The 20,576-nt window shown below is 40.2% G+C and carries 31 protein-coding genes and 1 pseudogene; 16 read left to right on the top strand and 16 right to left on the bottom strand.

Annotation, left to right across the window (positions count from 1 at the left end):
* Positions 1-22 precede the first annotated feature (22 nt).
* Positions 23-1,306 (top strand): glutamyl-tRNA reductase, encoded by a 1,284-nt coding sequence (gene hemA, locus RMB13_RS07305; RefSeq protein ID WP_311084833.1) that lies wholly within the window; start codon positions 23-25, stop codon positions 1,304-1,306.
* Here hemA and RMB13_RS07300 read toward each other — a convergent pair.
* Together RMB13_RS07300 and RMB13_RS07295 are read right to left on the bottom strand one after the other, a co-directional pair.
* Positions 1,303-3,171: a DNA primase gene (locus RMB13_RS07300; RefSeq protein ID WP_005042696.1), complete on the bottom strand. Its 1,869-nt coding sequence runs from the start codon at positions 3,169-3,171 to the stop codon at positions 1,303-1,305. The two genes, hemA and RMB13_RS07300, sit on opposite strands and share 4 nt — an antisense overlap.
* A gap of 156 nt (positions 3,172-3,327) precedes the next feature.
* The gene (locus RMB13_RS07295) at positions 3,328-4,491 is read right to left on the bottom strand and encodes an outer membrane protein assembly factor BamD (protein ID WP_017392277.1); all 1,164 of its coding nucleotides are present in this window, start codon (positions 4,489-4,491) and stop codon (positions 3,328-3,330) included.
* A 71-nt stretch (positions 4,492-4,562) separates the two neighbouring features.
* On the opposite strand from RMB13_RS07295, the gene rluD reads away from it, so the two are divergent.
* The 4 genes from rluD to RMB13_RS07275 all read left to right on the top strand — a co-directional run bounded on the left by rluD (position 4,563) and on the right by RMB13_RS07275 (position 8,532).
* On the top strand, positions 4,563-5,615 hold the full coding sequence (rluD, locus tag RMB13_RS07290) for a 23S rRNA pseudouridine(1911/1915/1917) synthase RluD (protein ID WP_005042691.1): 1,053 nt from the start codon (positions 4,563-4,565) through the stop codon (positions 5,613-5,615).
* A gap of 10 nt (positions 5,616-5,625) precedes the next feature.
* Positions 5,626-6,363 (top strand): peptidoglycan editing factor PgeF, encoded by a 738-nt coding sequence (gene pgeF / locus RMB13_RS07285; protein WP_311084832.1) that lies wholly within the window; start codon positions 5,626-5,628, stop codon positions 6,361-6,363.
* Positions 6,364-6,555: 192 nt separating this feature from the next.
* Positions 6,556-7,107: a flavodoxin family protein gene (locus RMB13_RS07280; RefSeq protein WP_017392275.1), complete on the top strand. Its 552-nt coding sequence runs from the start codon at positions 6,556-6,558 to the stop codon at positions 7,105-7,107.
* Positions 7,108-7,260: 153 nt separating this feature from the next.
* Positions 7,261-8,532 carry a hypothetical protein gene (locus RMB13_RS07275; protein WP_311084831.1) on the top strand — a complete coding sequence of 424 codons (1,272 nt, stop codon included), beginning with the start codon at positions 7,261-7,263 and terminating at the stop codon, positions 8,530-8,532.
* Positions 8,533-8,583: 51 nt separating this feature from the next.
* Here the strand turns inward: RMB13_RS07275 and smpB are convergent, their stop codons facing one another.
* The 14 genes and pseudogenes from smpB to RMB13_RS07205 all read right to left on the bottom strand — a co-directional run bounded on the left by smpB (position 8,584) and on the right by RMB13_RS07205 (position 14,918).
* Positions 8,584-9,057, bottom strand: coding sequence for an SsrA-binding protein SmpB (smpB, locus tag RMB13_RS07270; protein WP_049066894.1), 474 nt, complete (start codon positions 9,055-9,057; stop codon positions 8,584-8,586).
* Positions 9,058-9,158: 101 nt separating this feature from the next.
* Entirely contained in the window at positions 9,159-9,359 is a 201-nt protein-coding gene (locus RMB13_RS07265) for an AlpA family phage regulatory protein (RefSeq protein WP_311084830.1), read from the bottom strand.
* Positions 9,360-9,842: a methyltransferase domain-containing protein gene (locus RMB13_RS07260; protein WP_311084829.1), complete on the bottom strand. Its 483-nt coding sequence runs from the start codon at positions 9,840-9,842 to the stop codon at positions 9,360-9,362.
* Complete coding sequence (locus RMB13_RS07255) at positions 9,839-10,285, bottom strand: hypothetical protein (RefSeq protein WP_311084828.1); 447 nt, start codon at positions 10,283-10,285, stop codon at positions 9,839-9,841. The genes RMB13_RS07260 and RMB13_RS07255 overlap by 4 nt, the downstream gene beginning before the upstream one ends.
* A gap of 9 nt (positions 10,286-10,294) precedes the next feature.
* Positions 10,295-10,612, bottom strand: a complete 318-nt coding sequence (locus RMB13_RS07250; protein ID WP_264748028.1) for a hypothetical protein — start codon at positions 10,610-10,612, stop codon at positions 10,295-10,297.
* On the bottom strand, positions 10,609-11,358 hold the full coding sequence (locus RMB13_RS07245) for a hypothetical protein (protein ID WP_311084827.1): 750 nt from the start codon (positions 11,356-11,358) through the stop codon (positions 10,609-10,611). The genes RMB13_RS07250 and RMB13_RS07245 overlap by 4 nt, the downstream gene beginning before the upstream one ends.
* Positions 11,355-12,278 carry a hypothetical protein gene (locus tag RMB13_RS07240; protein ID WP_311084826.1) on the bottom strand — a complete coding sequence of 308 codons (924 nt, stop codon included), beginning with the start codon at positions 12,276-12,278 and terminating at the stop codon, positions 11,355-11,357. Before RMB13_RS07240 ends, RMB13_RS07245 begins: the two co-directional genes overlap by 4 nt.
* A gap of 9 nt (positions 12,279-12,287) precedes the next feature.
* A pseudogene (locus tag RMB13_RS07235) lies at positions 12,288-12,368 on the bottom strand (DUF551 domain-containing protein); the annotation flags it as partial.
* 18 nt (positions 12,369-12,386) lie between these two features.
* Positions 12,387-12,521 (bottom strand): hypothetical protein, encoded by a 135-nt coding sequence (locus RMB13_RS07230; RefSeq protein WP_311084825.1) that lies wholly within the window; start codon positions 12,519-12,521, stop codon positions 12,387-12,389.
* On the bottom strand, positions 12,521-12,907 hold the full coding sequence (locus tag RMB13_RS07225) for a hypothetical protein (RefSeq protein WP_311084824.1): 387 nt from the start codon (positions 12,905-12,907) through the stop codon (positions 12,521-12,523). The genes RMB13_RS07230 and RMB13_RS07225 overlap by 1 nt, the downstream gene beginning before the upstream one ends.
* The gene (locus tag RMB13_RS07220; RefSeq protein WP_311084823.1) at positions 12,904-13,605 is read right to left on the bottom strand and encodes a hypothetical protein; all 702 of its coding nucleotides are present in this window, start codon (positions 13,603-13,605) and stop codon (positions 12,904-12,906) included. Before RMB13_RS07220 ends, RMB13_RS07225 begins: the two co-directional genes overlap by 4 nt.
* Complete coding sequence (locus RMB13_RS07215) at positions 13,598-13,831, bottom strand: transcriptional regulator (protein ID WP_311084822.1); 234 nt, start codon at positions 13,829-13,831, stop codon at positions 13,598-13,600. Before RMB13_RS07215 ends, RMB13_RS07220 begins: the two co-directional genes overlap by 8 nt.
* 4 nt (positions 13,832-13,835) lie before the next feature.
* Positions 13,836-14,021, bottom strand: a complete 186-nt coding sequence (locus tag RMB13_RS07210; RefSeq protein WP_311084821.1) for a hypothetical protein — start codon at positions 14,019-14,021, stop codon at positions 13,836-13,838.
* Between the two features lie 192 nt (positions 14,022-14,213).
* Positions 14,214-14,918, bottom strand: a complete 705-nt coding sequence (locus RMB13_RS07205) for a S24 family peptidase (RefSeq protein ID WP_311084820.1) — start codon at positions 14,916-14,918, stop codon at positions 14,214-14,216.
* Between the two features lie 124 nt (positions 14,919-15,042).
* On the opposite strand from RMB13_RS07205, the gene RMB13_RS07200 reads away from it, so the two are divergent.
* The 11 genes from RMB13_RS07200 to RMB13_RS07150 all read left to right on the top strand — a co-directional run bounded on the left by RMB13_RS07200 (position 15,043) and on the right by RMB13_RS07150 (position 20,573).
* Complete coding sequence (locus RMB13_RS07200) at positions 15,043-15,270, top strand: hypothetical protein (protein WP_311084819.1); 228 nt, start codon at positions 15,043-15,045, stop codon at positions 15,268-15,270.
* 111 nt (positions 15,271-15,381) lie between these two features.
* The gene (locus RMB13_RS07195; RefSeq protein ID WP_311084818.1) at positions 15,382-16,245 is read left to right on the top strand and encodes a hypothetical protein; all 864 of its coding nucleotides are present in this window, start codon (positions 15,382-15,384) and stop codon (positions 16,243-16,245) included.
* Positions 16,238-17,017, top strand: a complete 780-nt coding sequence (locus RMB13_RS07190; RefSeq protein ID WP_311084817.1) for a hypothetical protein — start codon at positions 16,238-16,240, stop codon at positions 17,015-17,017. Before RMB13_RS07195 ends, RMB13_RS07190 begins: the two co-directional genes overlap by 8 nt.
* A gap of 11 nt (positions 17,018-17,028) precedes the next feature.
* Complete coding sequence (locus RMB13_RS07185; RefSeq protein ID WP_311084880.1) at positions 17,029-17,775, top strand: site-specific DNA-methyltransferase; 747 nt, start codon at positions 17,029-17,031, stop codon at positions 17,773-17,775.
* Positions 17,772-18,344 carry a hypothetical protein gene (locus tag RMB13_RS07180; protein ID WP_311084816.1) on the top strand — a complete coding sequence of 191 codons (573 nt, stop codon included), beginning with the start codon at positions 17,772-17,774 and terminating at the stop codon, positions 18,342-18,344. The genes RMB13_RS07185 and RMB13_RS07180 overlap by 4 nt, the downstream gene beginning before the upstream one ends.
* Positions 18,341-18,844, top strand: coding sequence for a hypothetical protein (locus tag RMB13_RS07175; protein ID WP_311084815.1), 504 nt, complete (start codon positions 18,341-18,343; stop codon positions 18,842-18,844). The genes RMB13_RS07180 and RMB13_RS07175 overlap by 4 nt, the downstream gene beginning before the upstream one ends.
* Positions 18,841-19,116: a hypothetical protein gene (locus RMB13_RS07170; protein WP_311084814.1), complete on the top strand. Its 276-nt coding sequence runs from the start codon at positions 18,841-18,843 to the stop codon at positions 19,114-19,116. Before RMB13_RS07175 ends, RMB13_RS07170 begins: the two co-directional genes overlap by 4 nt.
* Positions 19,113-19,430: a hypothetical protein gene (locus RMB13_RS07165; RefSeq protein WP_311084879.1), complete on the top strand. Its 318-nt coding sequence runs from the start codon at positions 19,113-19,115 to the stop codon at positions 19,428-19,430. The genes RMB13_RS07170 and RMB13_RS07165 overlap by 4 nt, the downstream gene beginning before the upstream one ends.
* Positions 19,427-19,627, top strand: a complete 201-nt coding sequence (locus RMB13_RS07160) for a Lar family restriction alleviation protein (protein WP_311084813.1) — start codon at positions 19,427-19,429, stop codon at positions 19,625-19,627. The genes RMB13_RS07165 and RMB13_RS07160 overlap by 4 nt, the downstream gene beginning before the upstream one ends.
* 195 nt (positions 19,628-19,822) lie before the next feature.
* Positions 19,823-20,299, top strand: a complete 477-nt coding sequence (locus tag RMB13_RS07155; RefSeq protein WP_311084812.1) for a hypothetical protein — start codon at positions 19,823-19,825, stop codon at positions 20,297-20,299.
* Positions 20,292-20,573, top strand: a complete 282-nt coding sequence (locus tag RMB13_RS07150; protein WP_311084811.1) for a hypothetical protein — start codon at positions 20,292-20,294, stop codon at positions 20,571-20,573. Before RMB13_RS07155 ends, RMB13_RS07150 begins: the two co-directional genes overlap by 8 nt.
* The last annotated feature ends 3 nt before the right edge of the window (positions 20,574-20,576 follow it).

Genomic DNA, 20,576 nt, shown 5'->3' with positions numbered 1-20,576 from the left:
TTTAGCGAAATGATGATCTGATATGTCTTTCTTTGCATTGGGTGTCAACCATCAAACAGCTTCTGTCGAACTCCGCGAACAAATTGCTTTCAATGCAGAGCGATTAAGTCGTTTGCTTGCCGAACAAAACCATCACCAAAGCTTAAAGGATTTGGTGGTCGTTTCGACGTGTAACCGTACAGAAGTTTATGCCATGGCGGAAAATGCCGAAAGCCTTCTGAAATGGTTAGCTGATGCCAATAATATTGATGTAAAGCATTTAATTCATCATGTTTATCGTTACGAGAACACGCAGGCAATTACACATTTAATGCGAGTAGCGAGCGGCTTAGACTCTCTCATGCTAGGTGAGCCGCAAATTTTAGGGCAGGTTAAAAGTGCTTTGGCATTGTCTAAAGAAGCCCAAGCGGTCTCTCCTGAATTAAACAGTGTTTTCGAATATGCTTTTTATGCAGCTAAACGTGTACGTTCCGAAACTGCGGTGGGCAGCCATGCCGTTTCGATGGGGTATGCAGTTGCACAATTAGCTTTACAGGTTTTTAGTAAGCCCGAAAAACTTACTGTGATGGTTGTTGCTGCGGGTGAAATGAATAGCTTGGTTGCTAAACATTTGGCTGAAATGGGCGTCGCCAAAATTATTATTTGTAATCGTAGCCGTGAGCGTGCTGACCAATTGGCTCAAGAGATTTCACATCAGGTTGAAGTTGAAATTATTGATTTTTCAGCATTGGCTGAAAACTTGTATCGTGCTGATGTGGTGTCGAGTTGTACTGGTAGTTTATATCAAGTTATTGCTTATCCTGATGTTAAGGCCGCATTAAAGAAACGTCGCTATCAACAAATGTTAATGGTTGATTTGGCTGTGCCGCGTGATATAGATCCTAAAGTTGAAGCGCTTGATGGCGTCTATTTGTATGGTGTTGATGATTTACAAAGTGTGATTGAGGAAAACCTCGCTCAACGTCGTCAGGCGGCTGTTGAAGCGGAAGTGATGGTGAATCAATTAGCTACCCAGCTTATTACTCATCAAAAAGTTAAAGAGGCGGGCAGCACAATTCATGCTTATCGCCAACATAGTGAAGAAGTGAGCCAACAAGAGCTGACGCATGCATTAGAGGCTTTGCATCACGGTGAGAATGCTGAGCAGGTATTGCAGCAATTCGCGCATCGTTTGACGCAAAAGCTTATGCATCCAACATCTATTTTGCTGCGCGAAGCTGCCAAGGCAGAAAGTCCTGATTATTTTGAATGGTTACAACAGCATTTACAGGATGTGTTTGATCATGAGCGTAAGTCAAAACATTAAGACAAGAGTCTTAAACTAATTTGTTTGGTTAATTCATTAAGCTGTTGTCTTAAATTTCTTGATTCAATTAGAGAAATTGGTGATTTAAGTTTCTGACGTAAATATCTTTCTTTTAGGCCTAAAGCATATTCTTGGGCTAACTTGTCGGCCACTTCAGGTGCTTGAGTTAATGCCTGAATATTGGTTCTTTGCATAATATCGGCAATTTCATGGCAATAGCTGCTACAAGCACCCAATACATAATATGTTGCCAGCTCTTGGTCATCCGGTAAGTCATCAAAAATACGATTTAAAATTGCCAGTACTTTTGCTAATAATTCATCTTGATGAATATAAGCACGTAGCCCTTCAAAATGAATATAAAGAAAAGGGTGGTGCATCAAAATTGCGATCGCAAAGTCTTCATCTTTAGTATGAATGTTAAATGAGAGCGAGGCATCATGGCTGATTTGTGGTGTAAAACGTTTACCCAGTCCGAGTTTTTCACGGAAAGATTGATTGAGTAAATAACGGAACGAACCCTGTTTGGGTAATAGTTCAGTCAGTTCTCGGAGTTCTCCCATGACCAAGCTTTTGCCTTCAGGGGTACTAATGTCGTGTTGACCTGTTAAATGGGCAAAGACAAAATCAGACAAAAGAGGGGACTGTTGTAGTAGTTTTTGGAAATTTTCAAGCCCTTCACGACGGATCAGAGAATCGGGGTCATGGTCATTCGGTAGTACGAAAAATTTGAGTTCACGACCATCATTGAGAAGTGGTAAAGCAATTTCTAACGTTCTGCGTGCTGCTTTTTGACCCGCAGCATCGCCGTCAAAAGCAATGGTAATACGGCTATTTTGTTTAAATAAAATATTAAGATGTTCTGTATTACTTGCTGTTCCTAAAGTTGCAACAGCTCCTGTAATGCCATATTGCTGAAGTGCAATGACATCCATGTAGCCTTCAACCATTAACCAGTCGTTAGACTTAAGTTTTCTACCTTCATAAAGCCCGTAAAGTAGCTGATTTTTATGGAAGACCTCTGAGTCAGGCGAGTTAATGTATTTGGGCTTAATCTCATCATTTAAGGCACGTCCACCAAAACCAACGACGCGGCCTTTCGGGTCTCGAATCGGAAAAATCACACGGTCACGTAATAAGTCAAAATCACGACCATTATCGCTTGAACGGATAAGCCCAAGTTGCTTTAAACCATCAATGTCATAAGGAAAAGCTTTCTCTAGGTGTTGCCAATCTTCTGGTGCATAGCCTAAGCGCCAAAATTGAATCGTCTGATTAGTTAAGCCACGTTGTTTAAAGTAGTTTTTTGCTTTTTGACTGTTAGGTAATTGGTGTTCATAGAACTGTGCAATATTTTCCAGTAAGTCATATAAATTACCTTCTTGAACAGGTTCCTCAAAGTTGAAAGGCTGTTCAAATTGGGCAAAAGGGTCATCAAAAAATACTGGTTCAAGCGAGTTGTAGCTGTCATCTATTGGTTGCTGAGGAACCACGGGCTCCGCCGTATTTGCTTTAGCAACTGGCGGCTTCGTAACCTGACGGGTATAAGACAGTTTTTTGTTTTCGGTATTATCTTTGGGTAGTTCAACTCCAGCGCTACTCGATAACTCTTTCATTACATCTATAAAGTTTCGGTTATCAATGTCCATCAGAAAACGGATCGCGTTACCGTTGGCCTGACAGCCAAAGCAGTGATAATACTGCTTGTCTCGATAGACGTGGAACGATGGAGATTTTTCTTGATGAAAAGGGCAACAGCCGGAATATGTACGTCCCGTCTTTTTCAGTTTCACACGCTGACCAATCAGATCGACAATATCTGTGCGATCTAAAATTTGATCAATCGTATGTTGTGGAATTGCCATAATTCAGATAACCGTATTAAAACTGATGAGAGAGTGATTCAGAATATTCTGACATGATGAGGCAAGATCTATCCAATAAATATTTTAATATTTTATAAAAACAAACAGGCAAGTGATATCACTTGCCTGTTTGTTGATGTTTTTTAAAGCTTAAACTTATTGAGCAGCGTCATCTGCACCTTGTTTCGCATCATCTGATTGAGAATCAGTTGATGTATCTGTAGAGGTAACAGCAGGAGCAACAGTTGTATTTTCTGCTGCTTGTGGCTCAGGTTTGTCTAATAAACCAAAGCTTAAACGGTTTGTCCAGCTACGTTCTGATTTTGGTGCTTCAACTTGTGTTTGCTCTGGCTCAGCAGTTTCTTCTTTATCTGAATTGCCAATTAAACCGAAGCTAACACGATTAAGGAAGCCACGTTTTGGAGCTTCTGATTCACTTGTGCTTTCTGGTGTTGCGGCAGTAGATTCACGGCCAAAAATACCTAGGGTCGCACGGTTAATCCAGTTGCCTTCTTTACGGGCAGCGCGCATGTTAACCGTACCATCTTTTTTCACAAGGTTAGGATAATTGAGTTTTAAAACTTCAATATATTGTTGTGAAGTCGCTTTATCGCCTAATTTGTCATAGCTATATGCCAAAGTTGCTAAAGCTTCTGGAACTTGAGGAGTTTGTGGATAGTGTTCAATTACCCATTGCGAACGTTCGGCAGCTGCGATCCAAGCTTTACGTTTAACGTTAAAACGCGCAGCAGTCATTTCATTTTCAGCAAGTTCTTGTCCAATAAATTTCATGCGCTGAGCGGCATCAACAGAATATTGGCTACTTGGGAAACGACGAATTAAATCAACAAAATTTTGATAAGCAACTTTTAAATAGCTCACATCACGATGAGATTGTTGCAAAGACGTATAACGCATCAAACTATCGTAGTTTTGCTCCATATTCGCTACAGCACGAACATAATAAGCATAATCTACATTTGGATGCTGAGGATTTAAACGAATAAAACGTTCCGCTAAGGCAATCGCGCCTTCATAATCTTTTTGCTTAAATTTCGAATAGAGAAGTTCAAGTTGTGCTTGTTGTGCGTATTGTCCAGTCGGATAATAAGTATCGATTGCTTCTAAAGACTTGGTCGCATCAAGATATTGACCACGGTCAAGCGACTTTTGGGCCTTTTCGAAGTAAGCTTGTTCACTAGATTGTGGGCCACTATCGACCACTTCTTTTTTACTTGGATTGCTGCTACAGCCCACAAATGCAGACGCTAAACCTAAAGATAAGGCAAGCATCGTAATTTTATAACGTGGTAGCGACATAAAAACTCCTCTGTTATGTTGGGCAATGAGCTACAATTGCGCTATTAAACCACTTTTATCTCAATGATCAAATGACTTCAGCACAATCTTCAAACACAAACTTATCTGAAACCGACTTCAATTTACTTGAAGATTCTGAGGATGCAGATAACCATACTTCTGATACAACTGCAACACGTTTATCGTTGCAAGTTCAGCTAGATGAAAGCTATCTGGGACAACGTATCGATCAGGTAGCAGCCTTGGTGTGGAATGAGTTTTCACGTGAAAAGCTTAAACAATGGTTGAAGGATGGCCATCTGTTGGTGAATGGTAACATTGTCAAGCCAAAGCACCGTTGTGAAGGGACAGAACTGCTTACACTCGAAGTTGAGCTCGAAGCTCAAACCACGAGCCAACCTGAAAATATTCCACTTAATATTGTCTATGAAGATGACGACATTTTAGTCATCAATAAACCTGTCGGCATGGTGGTACATCCAGGGGCTGGCAATAGTTCTGGAACTTTAGTGAATGCCTTGCTTTACCACTTCCCAAAATTGTCGGAACTTTCTCGTGCTGGTTTAGTACATCGTATTGATAAAGATACCAGCGGTTTGTTAGTCGTTGCTAAGAGCCTTGAGGCACAATTTTCTTTAAGTAAACAGTTGGCAAATAAATCGGTTTACCGTGTATACGACTTAGTTGTTTATGGAAATATTATTGCTGGCGGTACTATTGATGAACCTATCAAACGTCATCCGGTTGACCGCGTGAAAATGGCGATTTTACCGGGTGGGCGCGATGCTGTGACCCATTACAATGTAAAAGAACGCTTTAGAGATTTTACACGTGTACAAGCTCGTCTTGAAACAGGTCGAACTCATCAGATTCGTGTGCATTTTAGTTATATCGGTTATGGACTGATTGGCGATCAGATTTATATGAATCGTGTACGTGTACCAGCAGGGGCATCTGAATTACTCATTGACACTTTACGTGGTTTTAAACGCCAAGCATTGCATGCAGCTAAATTGGGCTTAAAACATCCTCGTACTGGTGAAGAAATGCTATTTGAAGCGCCGTGGCCTGAAGATTTTACACATTTAGTGAATGTGTTACGTTCAGAAAACGCTGCATATTAAGGACGCGTATATGGAATTTGTTCAAGGATTACCTCAAGGTGTATTTGTAGGGCAGACACGTGTTCAACATCCTTTGGCATTACCAACGGATCAACTTGAGTTGTCTGGCTTTAATCTGGCTTTACATGTCAACGATGAGGCACAACGTGTTCAGCAACATCGCATGATATTGCTAGATGAGTTTGCGAAGTTCGGTGTTAAAAAAATGACATGGATGACTCAAACACATAGTACGATTTGCCATACAGTAAATGAACAAATTCCTTTTAAGGCTTTAATTGGTGATGGTTTGGTCACTCAAACCAAAGGTCATGCTTTAATGATGATGACCGCTGATTGTTTACCTGTCGTGTTAGGAAATGCCGAAGGTACGGAAGTCGCAAACTTGCATGCGGGTTGGCGCGGTTTAGCTGGCGGCATTATTGAAAATACAGTTGCCGCTATGCAGAACCCTCCAACTTGGGCATGGTTAGGGGCTGCGATTAGCCAGCCTTGTTTTGAAATTGGAGCCGAAGTAAAGGCTGCTTTTTGTGATAAATATCCAGAGTTAGAAACAGCTTTTGTTGAGGGGGCAGCTCCCAATAAATTTCATGCAGATTTATATGCAATTGCGCGTTTTATTTTGCAGAGTCTAGGTGTGAAACAGGTTTTAGGTGGAGATCAATGTTCTTATCAACAGAGTGATGATTATTTTTCTTATCGCCGTGATGCGAAGACTGGACGTATGGCTACCTTTGTTTTTATATAAGCTTTATAAACATAAGTAAATTTACTCTCTTATTTTGTCTTAATTAAACAGAATAAGAGAGTTTTTATTGAGTTTGAAGATATTACGATTGTGAACCGTATTGAAACGCTTGTATTTCATATTTATAGATGTAGGTTTAGCAAGCGCTAATAAAATGATAAAATAGAAAAAATCGCTCAAAATTTTAATCTTATGTCTTTGCCTGAAAAACATCTCTCTATTGTTTACCACAGTCCATATGGTCATACCGCCAAGGTAGCTTTCGCTATTGCTGCTGGTGCAGAGGTGATGGGGGTAAAAGTACATCTAATGAATATTGAGCATATTGATTGGGATGCGCTTGATGCATCACAAGGCATTATTTTCGGATCTCCTACCTATATGGGAAGTATGACTGCCGACTTTAAAAAGTTTATGGACAGTACTTCTAAGCGTTGGAAAGAGCGCTTATGGCAAGGCAAGCTTGCGGCTGGCTTTGCAAATTCGGGTGGATTGAGTGGCGATAAACTAGCGGTATTACAACAATTAAATATTTTTGCCATGCAACATGGCATGTTGTGGTCAGGTTTACCTTTAATGACCACAGGGCATAGTGAAAAAGATTTAAACCGATTATCGAGTTGTTTAGGCTTAATGACCCAGTCAGACAATGCTCCTGTTGAGATCACTCCTCCACAAGGTGACTTAGATACAGCTAAGTGGTTTGGTGAATATATTGCTGGATTACTTTATCGCATAAGTTAAAATAAGTATTTGATTTTATATAGATAAATATTTAATTTTTAATCTAATTACAAAAATGTTGTATTTTTTTTATTCTTTTTTTATTATTTTTTACCAAATGGTTTATTTGGACAATGATGTCCAAAACTTAATAAATAAAAAAATGGAATAATCATGAAAATTTTTTTAACAGCTCTTTGTCTAAGTTGGGCTACCTTAAGCTACGCCAATTTAGAATCTGCAAATCTTGTTCCACTCAGTGATTCAGAACTTTCTAAAGTTGAAGCTCAGGCATTATTTTCATTTACCTATACCGACCCAAAACAAGCTGATGCTTCAATGAACCAGCAAAATATTGGCTTTTATAAATTGGGTTTAGAGGCAAATCTTGAATTAAATGCCAATGTTAATAAGTTGCAATTAGGATGTGGGGGAGTAAACGGTTTAGGTGGGTGTGATATTGATATTGATAACTTAAGTTTAAGTGGCTTAAGTGATACCAGTGATGGGCGAGCTTCTTCTTCTGCTGTTTTTAGTAATCCCTTTATTGAATTTGCAATTAAAAATCCAGACAGCGCAGCCTTAAGAGAAATTAAAGGTTTTCGTTTAAGTGCTGAAAAGGTTATGGGACTGCTGACTATGGGGCTTGAAAATTCGGAAACACCAAATGGAATTAATAGCTTAAGTGGTTACATGAAAATTAAAGATACCACTGGTTTAGCTTATACCGCTGCCCGTAATATGTCTTATCAAGATACAGGCAAGACCATTGATGGGACTGTTAATGCATGTATCGGGATTTGTATTCCTTTAGGATTTAACTCGTCTGATTATAATTTGCAATTACAACAGACCACTGCACCTATTGTGATCAACGGGCAAGTGATTTCTGGTTCACGAATGAATAATGTCATGCTGAACGGAGTAGCAAATATCGATCAGCTTAACTTCTCTGGAGATCTGAAAGCTTCTATTAATGCAGCACTTGGTCTATTAAATTTACAAAAAAATGTAACGGGCAGCATTACCGGATTAAGAGCGGCGCTCACAGTTGATCAAAACTTAGGATTCATTCATAAAATTGAATTAAACAATCCTTTCTCGCTTTCTTTGCAAGGCCAACAAATATTTTGGCCAGGTGCAGATGCAGCAGCAGAACGTGGCTGGTGGATGGCTTTTGATGATGAAATTGATATTGGCAATGTTACGCCAAGTAAACAAATTGAGATAACTAATGATGTTTTAAAGCAGGTGGTAGGTCCAATTAGTGGTTATTTAACCGAAAATCCAGTGAGATGTAATCTTTTAAATTGTTTGTTTGGTGAAGACTTAGCAGTTGGTGAGGTTAAATTACCCAATACGATTGTGAATTTCCCTTTGAAAGATTTACAACTTAAAAATCAATCTTTTGCGCCAAACTGTTATGGCAATTTAAAATTCTGCTAAATTCAAAGTGACATAAAAAAACCTTTAAAGTTAACTTTAAAGGTTTTTTTATTACTTATGAAATATACGAGCTTTATCACGTTGCCAGTCACGGTCTTTTTCAGTTGCACGTTTGTCGTGAAGTTGTTTACCTTTCACAAGTGCAATTTCAAGTTTAACCAAGTGACCTTTCCAGTAACACGCCAAAGGAACACACGAGTAACCTTTTTGGTTAACTGCACCCATCAGGTGTTCAAGCTGACGGCGGGAGAGCAATAACTTACGGGTACGTGTTGCTTCAGGTACCACATGGGTCGAAGCCGATAATAAAGGCTGAATTTGTGAGCCAAGTAAAAATGCTTCGCCATTCTTGAAAATGACATAACTTTCCGTCAAAGTCATGCGCCCAGCACGTAAGGATTTTACTTCCCAACCTTGAAGTGACATGCCCGCTTCAAATTTTTCTTCGATAAAATAATCATGACGGGCACGTTTATTTTGTGCGATTGTTCCGCCATTATGTTTCTTTACAACTATCTTGTTCATCTTAACCTTTTGAAAATGATCAATTAAATTCTAAATGGCTAGAGTGTTACCCGTTTAGTTACCCGTTTTTAAACGCACTCGACTTAAAAGAAAGCCTGCAATTAGCAGGCTATCATATCAGAATTATCTTTGTGTTTTTCGACTACTTTCTTAACACTTGATTCGTGCCAAAAAACTTCTTTCTCACTAACCTTGATTGGTTGTGGAATTTCACCTGTCTTAATCATGCGATAGAATTTAGTTCGGCCAATAGACATTAACATCATAAATTCTTTTGCACGTACTCTACGATCAATCTCCATTCACCCCTCCTTACTTTCCGCTTTCATAAAAGTAATCCAATGTGTATTGCTACGTTTTCCGCTGATGTGGCCAAACAATGGTTTTTGATCAGTTAATTCTAAAAGTTCACTAACTTTGATCTGTGTTTCATTCCATTTGAAAATTAAAACTCCGCCATTGGCCAGCACACGAAAGCACTCTGCAAAGCCTTTGCGAATATCTTCGCGCCAATCTTCTGACAACTTCCCATACTTGGCAGCCAACCAACTTTGTTTACCAGCTTTCACTAGGTGAGGTGGGTCAAACACAACTAAAGTAAATTGGCCATCATTGAAAGGCATGTCGCGGAAGTCCATCATCACGTCTGGCTCAATCACTAAAGAACGACCATCACATAAAGTGTGTTCTTCTTTTCTGATATCCCCATAGACTACGTTTGGATTGTTACGGTCAAACCACATCATCTTTGAGCCGCAGCAAGGATCTAAAATTTGTCCACTCATCCCTCAGCTCCCGATTCGCTTTCTACAAATATTGTTCCGTCTGGATCTACATTCATTTCTTTACATAAGAGCGTTGATGTTGTAGAGCCAATCCCGACCATCTTAGATACATGTGACCAGTTTTCACGCGTCTTCAACACCTTTGAACTCTTAAGTGATCTACGTAGTAAATCCAACAAATCGAACTTAAAAACTTCGCCATTTCTTTGAAGGGTTACGATGTGTTCTGGCACCGCCTGAGCTTTGGCTTTATTCCAAAAGCTCCATAATTGTCGAGCCTGTTCACGCATGAAGAAGACTTCGCCATCCATAATTGAACAGCTAAATAAGTCCTTATTTTTGTATGTGTCAGCTAAGTTAGGTACAAACCAAAGCTCCATAGCTTCTTTCTTGAAACTTTCAATTTGAGCTTCTAGCTCTCTTTCCTTATTCAAATCTGTCATGCTGCCACCTCACCAAACCAAATATGCAATTACTTCAGTTCCTTCGTCTTTAGAAGCAACCTTTTTATATTCATCGTAATAAGATGATTCTGATCTCTCACCTGTATCGTCACTAATCCACTCTCGTTTATGCTGGGTGCATTTACTATCAAGCTCAATTTCAATCAGGTTCTCTATGAACTGCTCTTTTGTCTCATCTTGGCACTCTTCGGTAGAGCCATAGTTTTCTACAAAATAGTCATAAACATCTTCTTTGGATTTAGCTACGTACACAGCTTCATCGTGATTTTCAAAAATCTTATACCCATTGATTTCTAAGTCGTTCATGCTGCCACCTTCGCCTTAATACGCTCTTGATATAACTTTGAGTAGTACTCTTGAGCATGTGGAATTTTGTCTTTGATCTTTTGGATCATGGCTTCGTCACGTTTGTAGGTGACAGTGGTTAAGCGCTCTCTAAGATCGATACGTTCAACTAAATCAATTAGCTGCTCTCGGTCATCCCAATCTTTTGTAAGTTCAATTGGGCAAGGAAATAGCCAGAAATCAACCTCTGCAATTTCACAGTCGTAAAGCCACATGTAGCCTTGCATCTGCCAGTCATAACCTGCTTTCTTTGCCTTTTCTTCCGCTTCATCTTTAAAGAATGGGTGAGTGCCAATATCCCATGTGCATTTAGTGTCGATGATCAACTTGTTATTCAGATCAAGAATGTCGCACTCGCCAGTAATCAAATCATTTTCAAGTCGACCGCTATGTTTGTGGAATTGGCGGAAGCGAACCTTCCCAGACAAATCAATCGCAATATCTTCGAGTAGATTGCCTTTAACTGTGTACTGGTTGCCTTTGAAAGACTTGAATGTGGTCAAATCTTCTTTAACAATTGATCTGATTTCTGACTTTGCTGTATCAGACAAAGTCTTATTTTTTAATTGCTCAATCGTTGCATTCTCAGCTTCAGAGCGTTTTTTCTTTTTGATTAAAGATTCGATTTCTTCATTTCTAAACTCTTGGGCAATGCTTTGAGCATCACCCATTAACTTATGAAGACTAGAGCATCTGAATAGTTTCATAGCGCATCTACCTCACTTTTTTGAGCTTCAGTAAGCGCATAACCACCAAGAACATATTCTTTTGTGATGGCATCAGATTTAAGCTGCTCAACTAACTTTATAAAGTCGTCACTTGATACAGTAGGCTTTTGCTTCTCAACAGTTATATCAACCTTAATATCAAACCAGTCTGCGGGCTGACTCATGCCATCTTTAATGCTTGTTCCGATTTTGATAAGAGAAACAACTTGAGCAGGGGAAATAGCCTCAATACGACATTGAATTCGCTTTTCAATAGCTTCTTTAGTCACTCCATGTTTTTCAAATGACTTGAGAAGCTTTTGCACTCCTTCTGGCGAAGTGTCGGCATGTGCTTGAATGGTTGCCTCACATTGAGCAACAGCAGCATCAATTACGTCTCCTGGAATAACACCAAGGATGCAGGCACGAAGACGACGAGCACCATTGTTGGCTACAAGTTCATAGATGTCACGTGGATCTGTTAATTTATACCCGCCTTGTTTAGTGTGTCTCCAATGCTTTACTTGAAATACTTTTGTTTGACGGGTGTTTGTCTCAACATCCCAAGCAAATGCTTCAACTGTAGATTCTCCGTTTTCTGCAGATAATTCACGAATACCGAATTGAATATTCCCCCAGTTTTGGGCTAATGCCTCTGCTAATCGAATTGATGGACCAACAATTGATGTACCACCTTTTGCATATGAATAAACTGAAGATTGAGCAAGGTTAGGGCGCTGACACGCATTCATAATGCGGTCATAAGCTTCATTCATATTTCTCGGAAACTGCTTTGCAATAACTAAAGCGGCTTGAACCTCTGCAATTGCACGTTGACTATCAGATTGAACTGTAGACATTGCCTGCGATTGAGGAGCAGCAACCGCAAAAGGGTTCATGTTTTGTACCGGCGCATTCATAATCTTCTCCTAATTCTTTGGTGGTTCTGGTAGTGGCATCCAGTGGGTTACATGGGTAGGCATCATAAAATCGTATTCACCTTCATAAACAACCCAATTCCCATCATCTTAAATATGTCCAAAACCTATTGATGGATGACTATTTGAATCAGAGACAACTACGGTGTTTGAAATTTCCATTCCTGTTTGTGTGCATTCGTGCTTACATTGAGGCAAGCCTTCTTCAACACTAATCCACTCCATCACCCACCTCTCAACTCATTGATTTTTTCTTCTCTTGCCAGTTCTTCTAGATACTCATTCAACTTAAGAATCTGAATAGAAGTCAGGGCAAAGGGCATGCCTTCGACTGCGTCAACATAGTTGTATTCATCGACATGTGGGCGGCTAGAAGAAGCAACTGTCATCATGGTGTAATCCACATCTTTCCAGTCTTGATAGTCCAAGCCTTCGCCATATTCGAAAGTGTCGATTTTCTCAATTCCTTTGACACTTGCAACGATGTAGATGTGCTCAGCGTTATGAACTGATAAAGAGAACTGAACTACGCCATCCTCGACACCTACATTCATTACTTCAAGGCTTGTGAATACCGCAGCATCAAACGAGATATTGGCTAACATATTCATGAGTTAGTACCTCTCAGCTTGTCAGCAAATGCATTGCGTTCTTCGCGAGATTTGAACTCGTAAGTGACTGCAAAAACTTCTGTATTTTGTCGAGTTTCCTTATTTGGTTTAGGTAATTCTGAATTAACCTTAATTGTGCGAGGAACTATTCTGAAACTAAAATCAGGGAACTTTTCGTGGTTAAGGAAAACCCCAATATTGCAGTTAAGCGCTGTGTCCCAATCTTGTGCTCCGTAACCTGAGTACTGAACATTTTCACCAGCTAATAGGGCTTGGTGTGCATCCGCACCGCTAATCAAGGCTGGGTCTTGGGTAATGGGTTCTAATCCTTCATCTGTATTAATTTCTGATCCAACCCATTTACCTTCAAACATGAAGTAATAAATCCCATCACTGCTTTTAAAGTAGAGTCCATCAGACACTTTTTTACTTCTGTAATTCGCATCCTTCACATCATTACGCTTCAATACAACAAGGTCTCGAAGTTGAGGGAGGGTGAGTTCTTGGTGATTAGGATTTTCATCATAATAATCACGACATAGTTCGCCATCTTCAAACCCTGAGTAGATACAAGAAGTTGTAAATTTCATTGGGGTCTGGCATTTTGTGTCAGACCAAACATAACCCAACTCAAAAAACAACTCCTGAGCCTCTTTGCTCTCAGCTTCATCTTTAACTTTGATTTTGTAGTTATCCATGAGAGGGCTCCTTGTCTTGTTCAACCTTCTTGCTGTTATGCCAATCAACGAGCTCCTTATAATCAAAGAAAACTGGGGCTTGCTTTGTGGTACCCATTTTTATTGGCTTTGGAAACGTGGGGTCTTTTCTAATAGTGTGACGTAGAGTTTCACGTGTTACATCAAGTAGCTCACAGGCTCTTGGTAGGCTCACTCGAATTGGATCGATTTTGTTAAAACCACTCATCACTTCACCCCTCAACCTGAACACGCACATACATGTTCTGTTTTGCTTTGAGTTCGTTTGCTGCTTGTTCGTCAGCACATCCACGTAAGAAGGCAACAATGAAGAAGGTCATTACCCAGAAAGCTGCGAAAGCTTTTGAGCCATCCCTAAAGGCTTGGCTAAACTTGTACTTTTCAATTCTTTGATTCATACTTATCTCCGCATTAGATGCAAACCGCCTAGACTTCGACCCCTATGGCGGTTTTTGTTTGTTGATGAGATAAATATAAGATAGATTATAATTATGGTCAATAAGGAATCTTATAAAAATATAAATAAATTTATAATTCCATAATTCAGATAATAAAAAAGCACCCGAAGGTGCTTTATTTTATGAGATGGGTTATAGCAGGCCGCCTTTCCAAACCACACGACCTTCAATTTGAAGGTTATTCATAGTCTCTTGGCTTATCTCAATATCAGGGTGGTCATTTTTATCTGGATTGTCAGAGCGGATTACCCAGTGAGTAAGCATATTAACCAAGCGTTTAATATAATACTCATTATCAATACACATAAAGTAAATCTTTGAATTTCTTGGTGACACATCAGAAGTATCAACCAGAAGAACTTGCCCGTCTTCAATAGTAGGGTACATACTGTCCCCAATTGCATGAATAACTACTAATTTATCTTTATTAAGTCTTTGAGATAGTATCCAATCTTCGCTAAATACCAAACCGCCTTTAACATCCACATGGTCAATGATAGAGCCAGAGCCACAAGACCCAGCCACATCAAACTTTGGGATCAATACATATTCCTCCTTAGAAGGAACTTCACCAGCTTTGTCACCCCCAATGATTACAAAGTCATCGAACGTTCCTTTTTGTTTATCTATGTATTCTTGGCCGCTTAGAAGGTATTCACTCGATACATTTAAAGCTTTAGCTATTTGTGGCAAGTATTTTGACTGATCACTAATGTTGTTCTCAACATGTGAAATAGTAGCTTGTGTTAATTGCGCTTCCTTCGCCAATTTTTCTTGAGACCACCGCTTTAACTTCCTGCACTGACGGACGCGATCTCCTACTGTTAAGCCAACCATGAATAAGCCCATCGAAATATAAACACCCTTATAATCTACCAACATTCTTTATAAAATAATTTATTGATCTTTTATAAGTCAAGTTATATATTATAAGAAATCTTATGAAACTTGGGATCTGGTCATGGATAAACCTAACTGGGCCGAACTAATTAAACAACTTATTGAGTGCGGTTATACGGAAGAGAGCATTGCAGATGCAGTTGAGGCTACTCAACCAACAATCCACTACTTGAAGACTGGGAAGACTCAGGAAACGAAATACAGCACAGGCGCAGGAATCATTCGTTTGTGTACGTTAAATGGCATTTCAATCAACAACAAAAAAGCCCCAGTTACGGCAAATAACTAGGGCTGACACATTCATAGGAGCTTAATCGAATGAATGCAACACCAAATATAACACAGCAATCAAGACAGGTGAAGCATGGCGAAATCTGTTCTCAAGGATCAGGAGGACGAAATGTCTAAACTCCTGATAAATGAATCGCCATTGCAAGTACAGCCGTCACTCGCTATGGCAATTGGCTTGAATGAAGCAATCTTTCTACAACAACTTCACTATTGGCTTGGGGCATCTAAGTTCAAACGTGATGATCGTGTGTGGGTATATAACACCTATCCAGAGTGGTTGCTTCAGCTCAAATACATGTCTTTGGCTACTCTTAAGCGCACAATTAAATCTCTTAAGGAGCAAAAATTAATCCTTATTGAGCGCTTTGATAAGGCTAAATCTAACCAAGTGAATTTCTATGCAATTGACTACGATATTTTGGCAATTGTAGAGGAAAATATTACTCAAGCTCTTGATTCTATTGATCAGCTCAAAATGAGCCATTCGATTAGCTCAAATTGCACCATTCCATCAGCTCAAAATGAGCCAATGGATAGGGTCAAAATGAGCCAATCTCTACAAGAGAATAAACAAGAGATTACACAAGAGAATATATATAAAAAAACAAAACAAAAAAGTTCTAAGTTTTCTTTGGAAGATGCATGTGCTGTAACTCTACCAAATGGTGTTGATCGTTCACTTTGGATTGCATACATTGAGATGCGTCATGGAATGAAAAAAGCACCAACTCAAAAAGCGGTTGAGCTTGCAATTGGTGATTTAACAAAAATGGGTAGCAGCGTTCTTGCTAACCAAGCTCTTGAAAACTCAATTAAGAACTCTTGGGTTGGATTGTTCAAACCGAAAGAAGCAGTTCAGTCTTACTCGAATGCTCGCAATGATCGTGATGCAGCATGGGCTGAGTATTACCGTAATCGTGAACAACAACATGAATCAAACCTTGTAGATATTCAGGGGGTGACACATGTCTGAGTTCTTCTTTGGTAAATCTCAAGCAGAGCAGCTAGTAGACACCATGCGAGTTATTCATGGTGGCTTGTTTGCGAATCAAATGGGCAATGTTAGTCCAGCTCAAATTGAGACCATCATCATAGGCGCTCTATTTGGCATCACAGAGCAACAATTCCACTTTGGGCTATCTCAGCTTAGCTCAAGCCGTTTCTGTCCCACTATCGCTGAATTTAGAGCAATGTGCCTCACTGGTTCGTGGTGGTCTGTGGATGAAGCATGGGCGAGAGCATGCGAGTACACAAAAGATCGAAATCAAAAGATTACAACACTAACCAAATACGCACTTGAGCAAGTAGAGCACTTAATCACATTGGGACAAATGACTGAGGCACGTAGCCAATTTAAAGGCGTTTACTCAGCAAACCTCATGAAGGCTCAAGCGTCTGGCAAGCAGCAAGAGTGGTATCAAGCGCCTAAGCAAATTGCGCTCAAAGTAGCTGACAAGCCAGAAGGCAATAAGTTTGAACTCAATGATGATGAAAAGCGTATTCAACTTATGACTTCTCAACTTATGAAACAGGGAATGGGTTTTAAGCAAGCCTTCAATCAAGCGCAAATAGCCATTCGTGGTGAAATCAAGGAAATCAACAAGATGACCGACGATTTAAAAAAGCTTGAACTCAAACCCGACACTGAATATTGGCCTGATCCATTCGACCAGAAAGAAGACTTCAAACAAATGCTTGAAGCCGATGGTCTTAAGTTGCCTATGGCGTTGAGAGGTGCGGCGTGAAACATAATCTTATGTTAGGCGATTGTCTCGAACGCATGAAAGAAATTGATACGGGTACCGTGGATATGATCCTGTGTGATCTTCCTTACGGTACCACTTGCTGCAGTTGGGATGCTGTTATTCCGTTTGAACCTCTATGGGAACAGTACGAGCGTGTGATTAAAGAGAATGGCGCAATTGTTTTATTTGCAGCTCAGCCTTTTACAGCAGTACTTGCAACATCAAACCTAAAGTTATTCCGTTATGAGTGGATTTGGGAGAAACCTGCAGCGACTGGATTCTTTAATGCTCATTTCCAGCCATTACGTGCACACGAAAACATCCTTGTGTTTTACAAGGTTAAACCAACGTTTAATCCAATGAAAACCTTTGGCCATGAGCGTAAGACAGCTAAGCGTAAAGACATTGGGTCAGAGCATTACGGCAAGCAAGTAAATATCAAATCTTATGACTCAACAGAGCGGTACCCACGTTCAGTTCAGATATTCAGCAGCGATAAGCAAAAAGCTAATTTTCATCCAACACAGAAACCAGTTGCTCTTTGTGAGTACTTGATTCGCACATACACAAATGAAGGCGAAACAGTATTAGACAACACAATGGGTAGCGGTACCACAGGTGTTGCTTGTGTAAATACAGGGCGTTCATTTATTGGGATTGAGCAAGAGCAGAAGTACTTCGAAATAGCGAAAGAACGCATTGCTCAAGCAGGTACCGAGAAAGACATGCAGCCTGACCTATTTGGAGAAGCAGTATGACTCTATCAGAAATCAGAGAACAACTTGCAGTAGTTGCGGAGCGTAATGGTCGTCCACCTTATGACGTATGTGTCCTTAAGGCAGTTCAATTTGCTGTGATGAATGGCACAGAGCATCCGCTTAAAGAGCATTTGAATAAGCCTCAAGTAGAACTAAAGCGTGTGGCGACTGTGAAAGGCCCCTCAGCTAAGTCAGGCCCTAAACGTGCTCAAGCAACTACAGAAGAAATTAAAGAGCTATGTGAGTGGGTTGAAGATGAAGTAGGCCGTCAAGCAATGTTGGCTGAAAAGGCAGGTACAGCACCTTCTGTCCTATGGAGAATCAATAAAACTCAAACTTGTACTAAGGCTCTTTACAACCGTTTGATGACAGCTAGAAAAGAAATTGAAAAACGCCAAAAAGGGAATCCACTCTTAAAAACTCGTAATGAAGCAATGGATAAAGGGCTGCCTTATTACTCAGGAAGAGAGTGCGAAAAGTGCAAAACAACAACTCGCTATGTCACATGCAATAAGTGTGTCCACTGCATGGCTGAAGCTAATAAGCGCAAAAAGGAGATGGCAGCATGAGAAAGCGTAAACAAAATAAAGCTCAGCACTTCCAATTGTCATGGAACGTGTTCAATGCAGTTGAGATCGTAGAGCAATACGAAAAGCAATCAGGTGATACGACAGGTCAATTGCCATTACCAGTGCTTATGAAGATTTACCAAGGTTCATTACTTACAGCTTTGCAATTTGGAACTATTCCAAATCATCAAACTTATGGCGTGACTTTCTTCGCAAAGATCAAGAAGGATTCAGGCGAGGAAGGAATTGTAGAGCGTGGCTTCCGTATCGATACACCAATGAAGCTATCAGAGTTCATCAATGGTTATTCAGATTGCTATGTGAACAAAGGACATGGGCTTAAGACCAAAGGATGGAAAGGAGCTAAGGAAGAATGGCTTTCAATGATGGATGAAGAGTTCAAAGGCGATACATGTCTTGATGCTTGGGCAGTGGCTAATTGTTTGCACAAAGGAAACGTAGCTAAAACCATGACTAGACGTTACAAGGAGGCGGTATGAAACCACTTCATGCATTAAGAGGATTGGCTAGGGCTTATAAGGCGCAGGCTACTGTTAATGATTTCTTCAAAGAAGTTGAACAGCATTTTAGCTCATTGGGTGCTCAGGAAATTGGCATTACATACTGTGCTGGAGATGGATTTCTTATAGCGGATGGTCGTGGTAGAGGTAATAACTATGAAGCAACGACTGAAAACATAGATAAGCTTTTTTCACTTAAGACAGCAGAGGAAGTTTACGCCTTTGTTGACTCGTTGGGGTGCTCATTATGAAACCAGAACAGTTTATTCGTGAGTTTGGGGTGGAGAAGGCGAGAGAGGTTGTTGAGGGGGCGCCTGAACGAGCTACTCATTTGCTCAATGGTGAGTATGTTCGAGTAAGCGATCCAAGATGGATTTTAGATGGCTATGTGTCAATTGCAGACATCAATCGCCTCGTTGAGAGCGTATTCCTAGTAAAAGAGCATTACACACTTGATAGAGCTAAAGCTTACGCAGCTTCCCCGTTTACAGCCCCAGAACTAAAAGAACGACTACAACAAGCCATCGCAGACTACGAGGCAATTTATTCGGGAGCGGAACAATGAGCAAAAAATATAAAAAAGCAGAATATCTTCAAAAACTTCTTCCATGCCCGAAATGTGGCAGTGATGAATGTCGCGAAGATGGGAATGAATCAGAATCGGCTGTGAGTTGCTTAGACTGTGGATTTGAAGTAGTCACCAACAATGTTGCTAAGTCTAAAACCAAGTGGAACAAATTGGATCGAGGTGAGCATGTTTAAGGTCGGTCAGAAGACAATTAGGCTTGATAATAAGTCACCGCACATTTACTCAATTCAAAAAATTGAAGATGGTTTGGTAACTATTGTTCGGAAAGTTAGACACCAAACATGGGGTATGTGGTTAGGTTTTGATGAAATTAGATTAGCAACCCCCGAAGAAATCAAATTAGGTCACAGAATTGAGCAGGTGAAGTGATGAGAAGTGAATTTGAGAAAAATAGATACTGGATAGGGTTGTATCGCTCAGATGTTGATTTCGATGAAACTCTTGGTGAGTTTGGTAGATATGTAGCCAACGGCTCAAGAAGGTTTGATGCGGCAAATTTAGAATCTTTTAATGAGAAGTGGGAGGCTTATGCCAATGCTTGGCAACACCGACAGACCGAGGTGGATGAGCTTAATCAAGAGCTGCACCTTGTTTTAGATAACTGGAATGACCTAACAAAGGCTATTCATGCAAGAACCAATGGCACAGCAGTAGCTGAGGCTAGACAGCTATATGAGAAAGTGGATGAGCTGCAAAAGCGGGTGGATGCTGCTAAATACTACATGAAAAATATTTTCAGCGGTGTTGCCGAAGTAGACCAGTGTCATCTTGGCGACTTGCTGGACATTTTGGATGGGAAAATTGTCGATGAGTTAGAGCAAGCGCTCAAGGGTGGTCATGCGTAGAGCAGCAAAGATCGATGCGAATCAAACAGAGATCGTAAAGGCACTACGTCAAGTTGGGGCAAGTGTTCAGTCGCTTGCTTCAACTGGTAAGGGTTGCCCAGATTTATTGGTTGGTTTCCGTGGTGTGAACTGGTTATTAGAAATTAAAGATGGTCAGAAAGTGAAGTCAGCAAGAAAGCTTACTCCTGATCAGGTTGAGTGGCATGAGTCATGGCGAGGCAGAGTCTACATAGTTGAATCAGTAGATCAGGCCATTAGCTTATTAAACGGTTGAGAG

Source organism: Acinetobacter sp. V102_4, assembly GCF_031799005.1.
Taxonomy (GTDB): domain Bacteria; phylum Pseudomonadota; class Gammaproteobacteria; order Pseudomonadales; family Moraxellaceae; genus Acinetobacter; species Acinetobacter calcoaceticus.
This window is presented reverse-complemented; position numbering and strand designations above follow the sequence as displayed.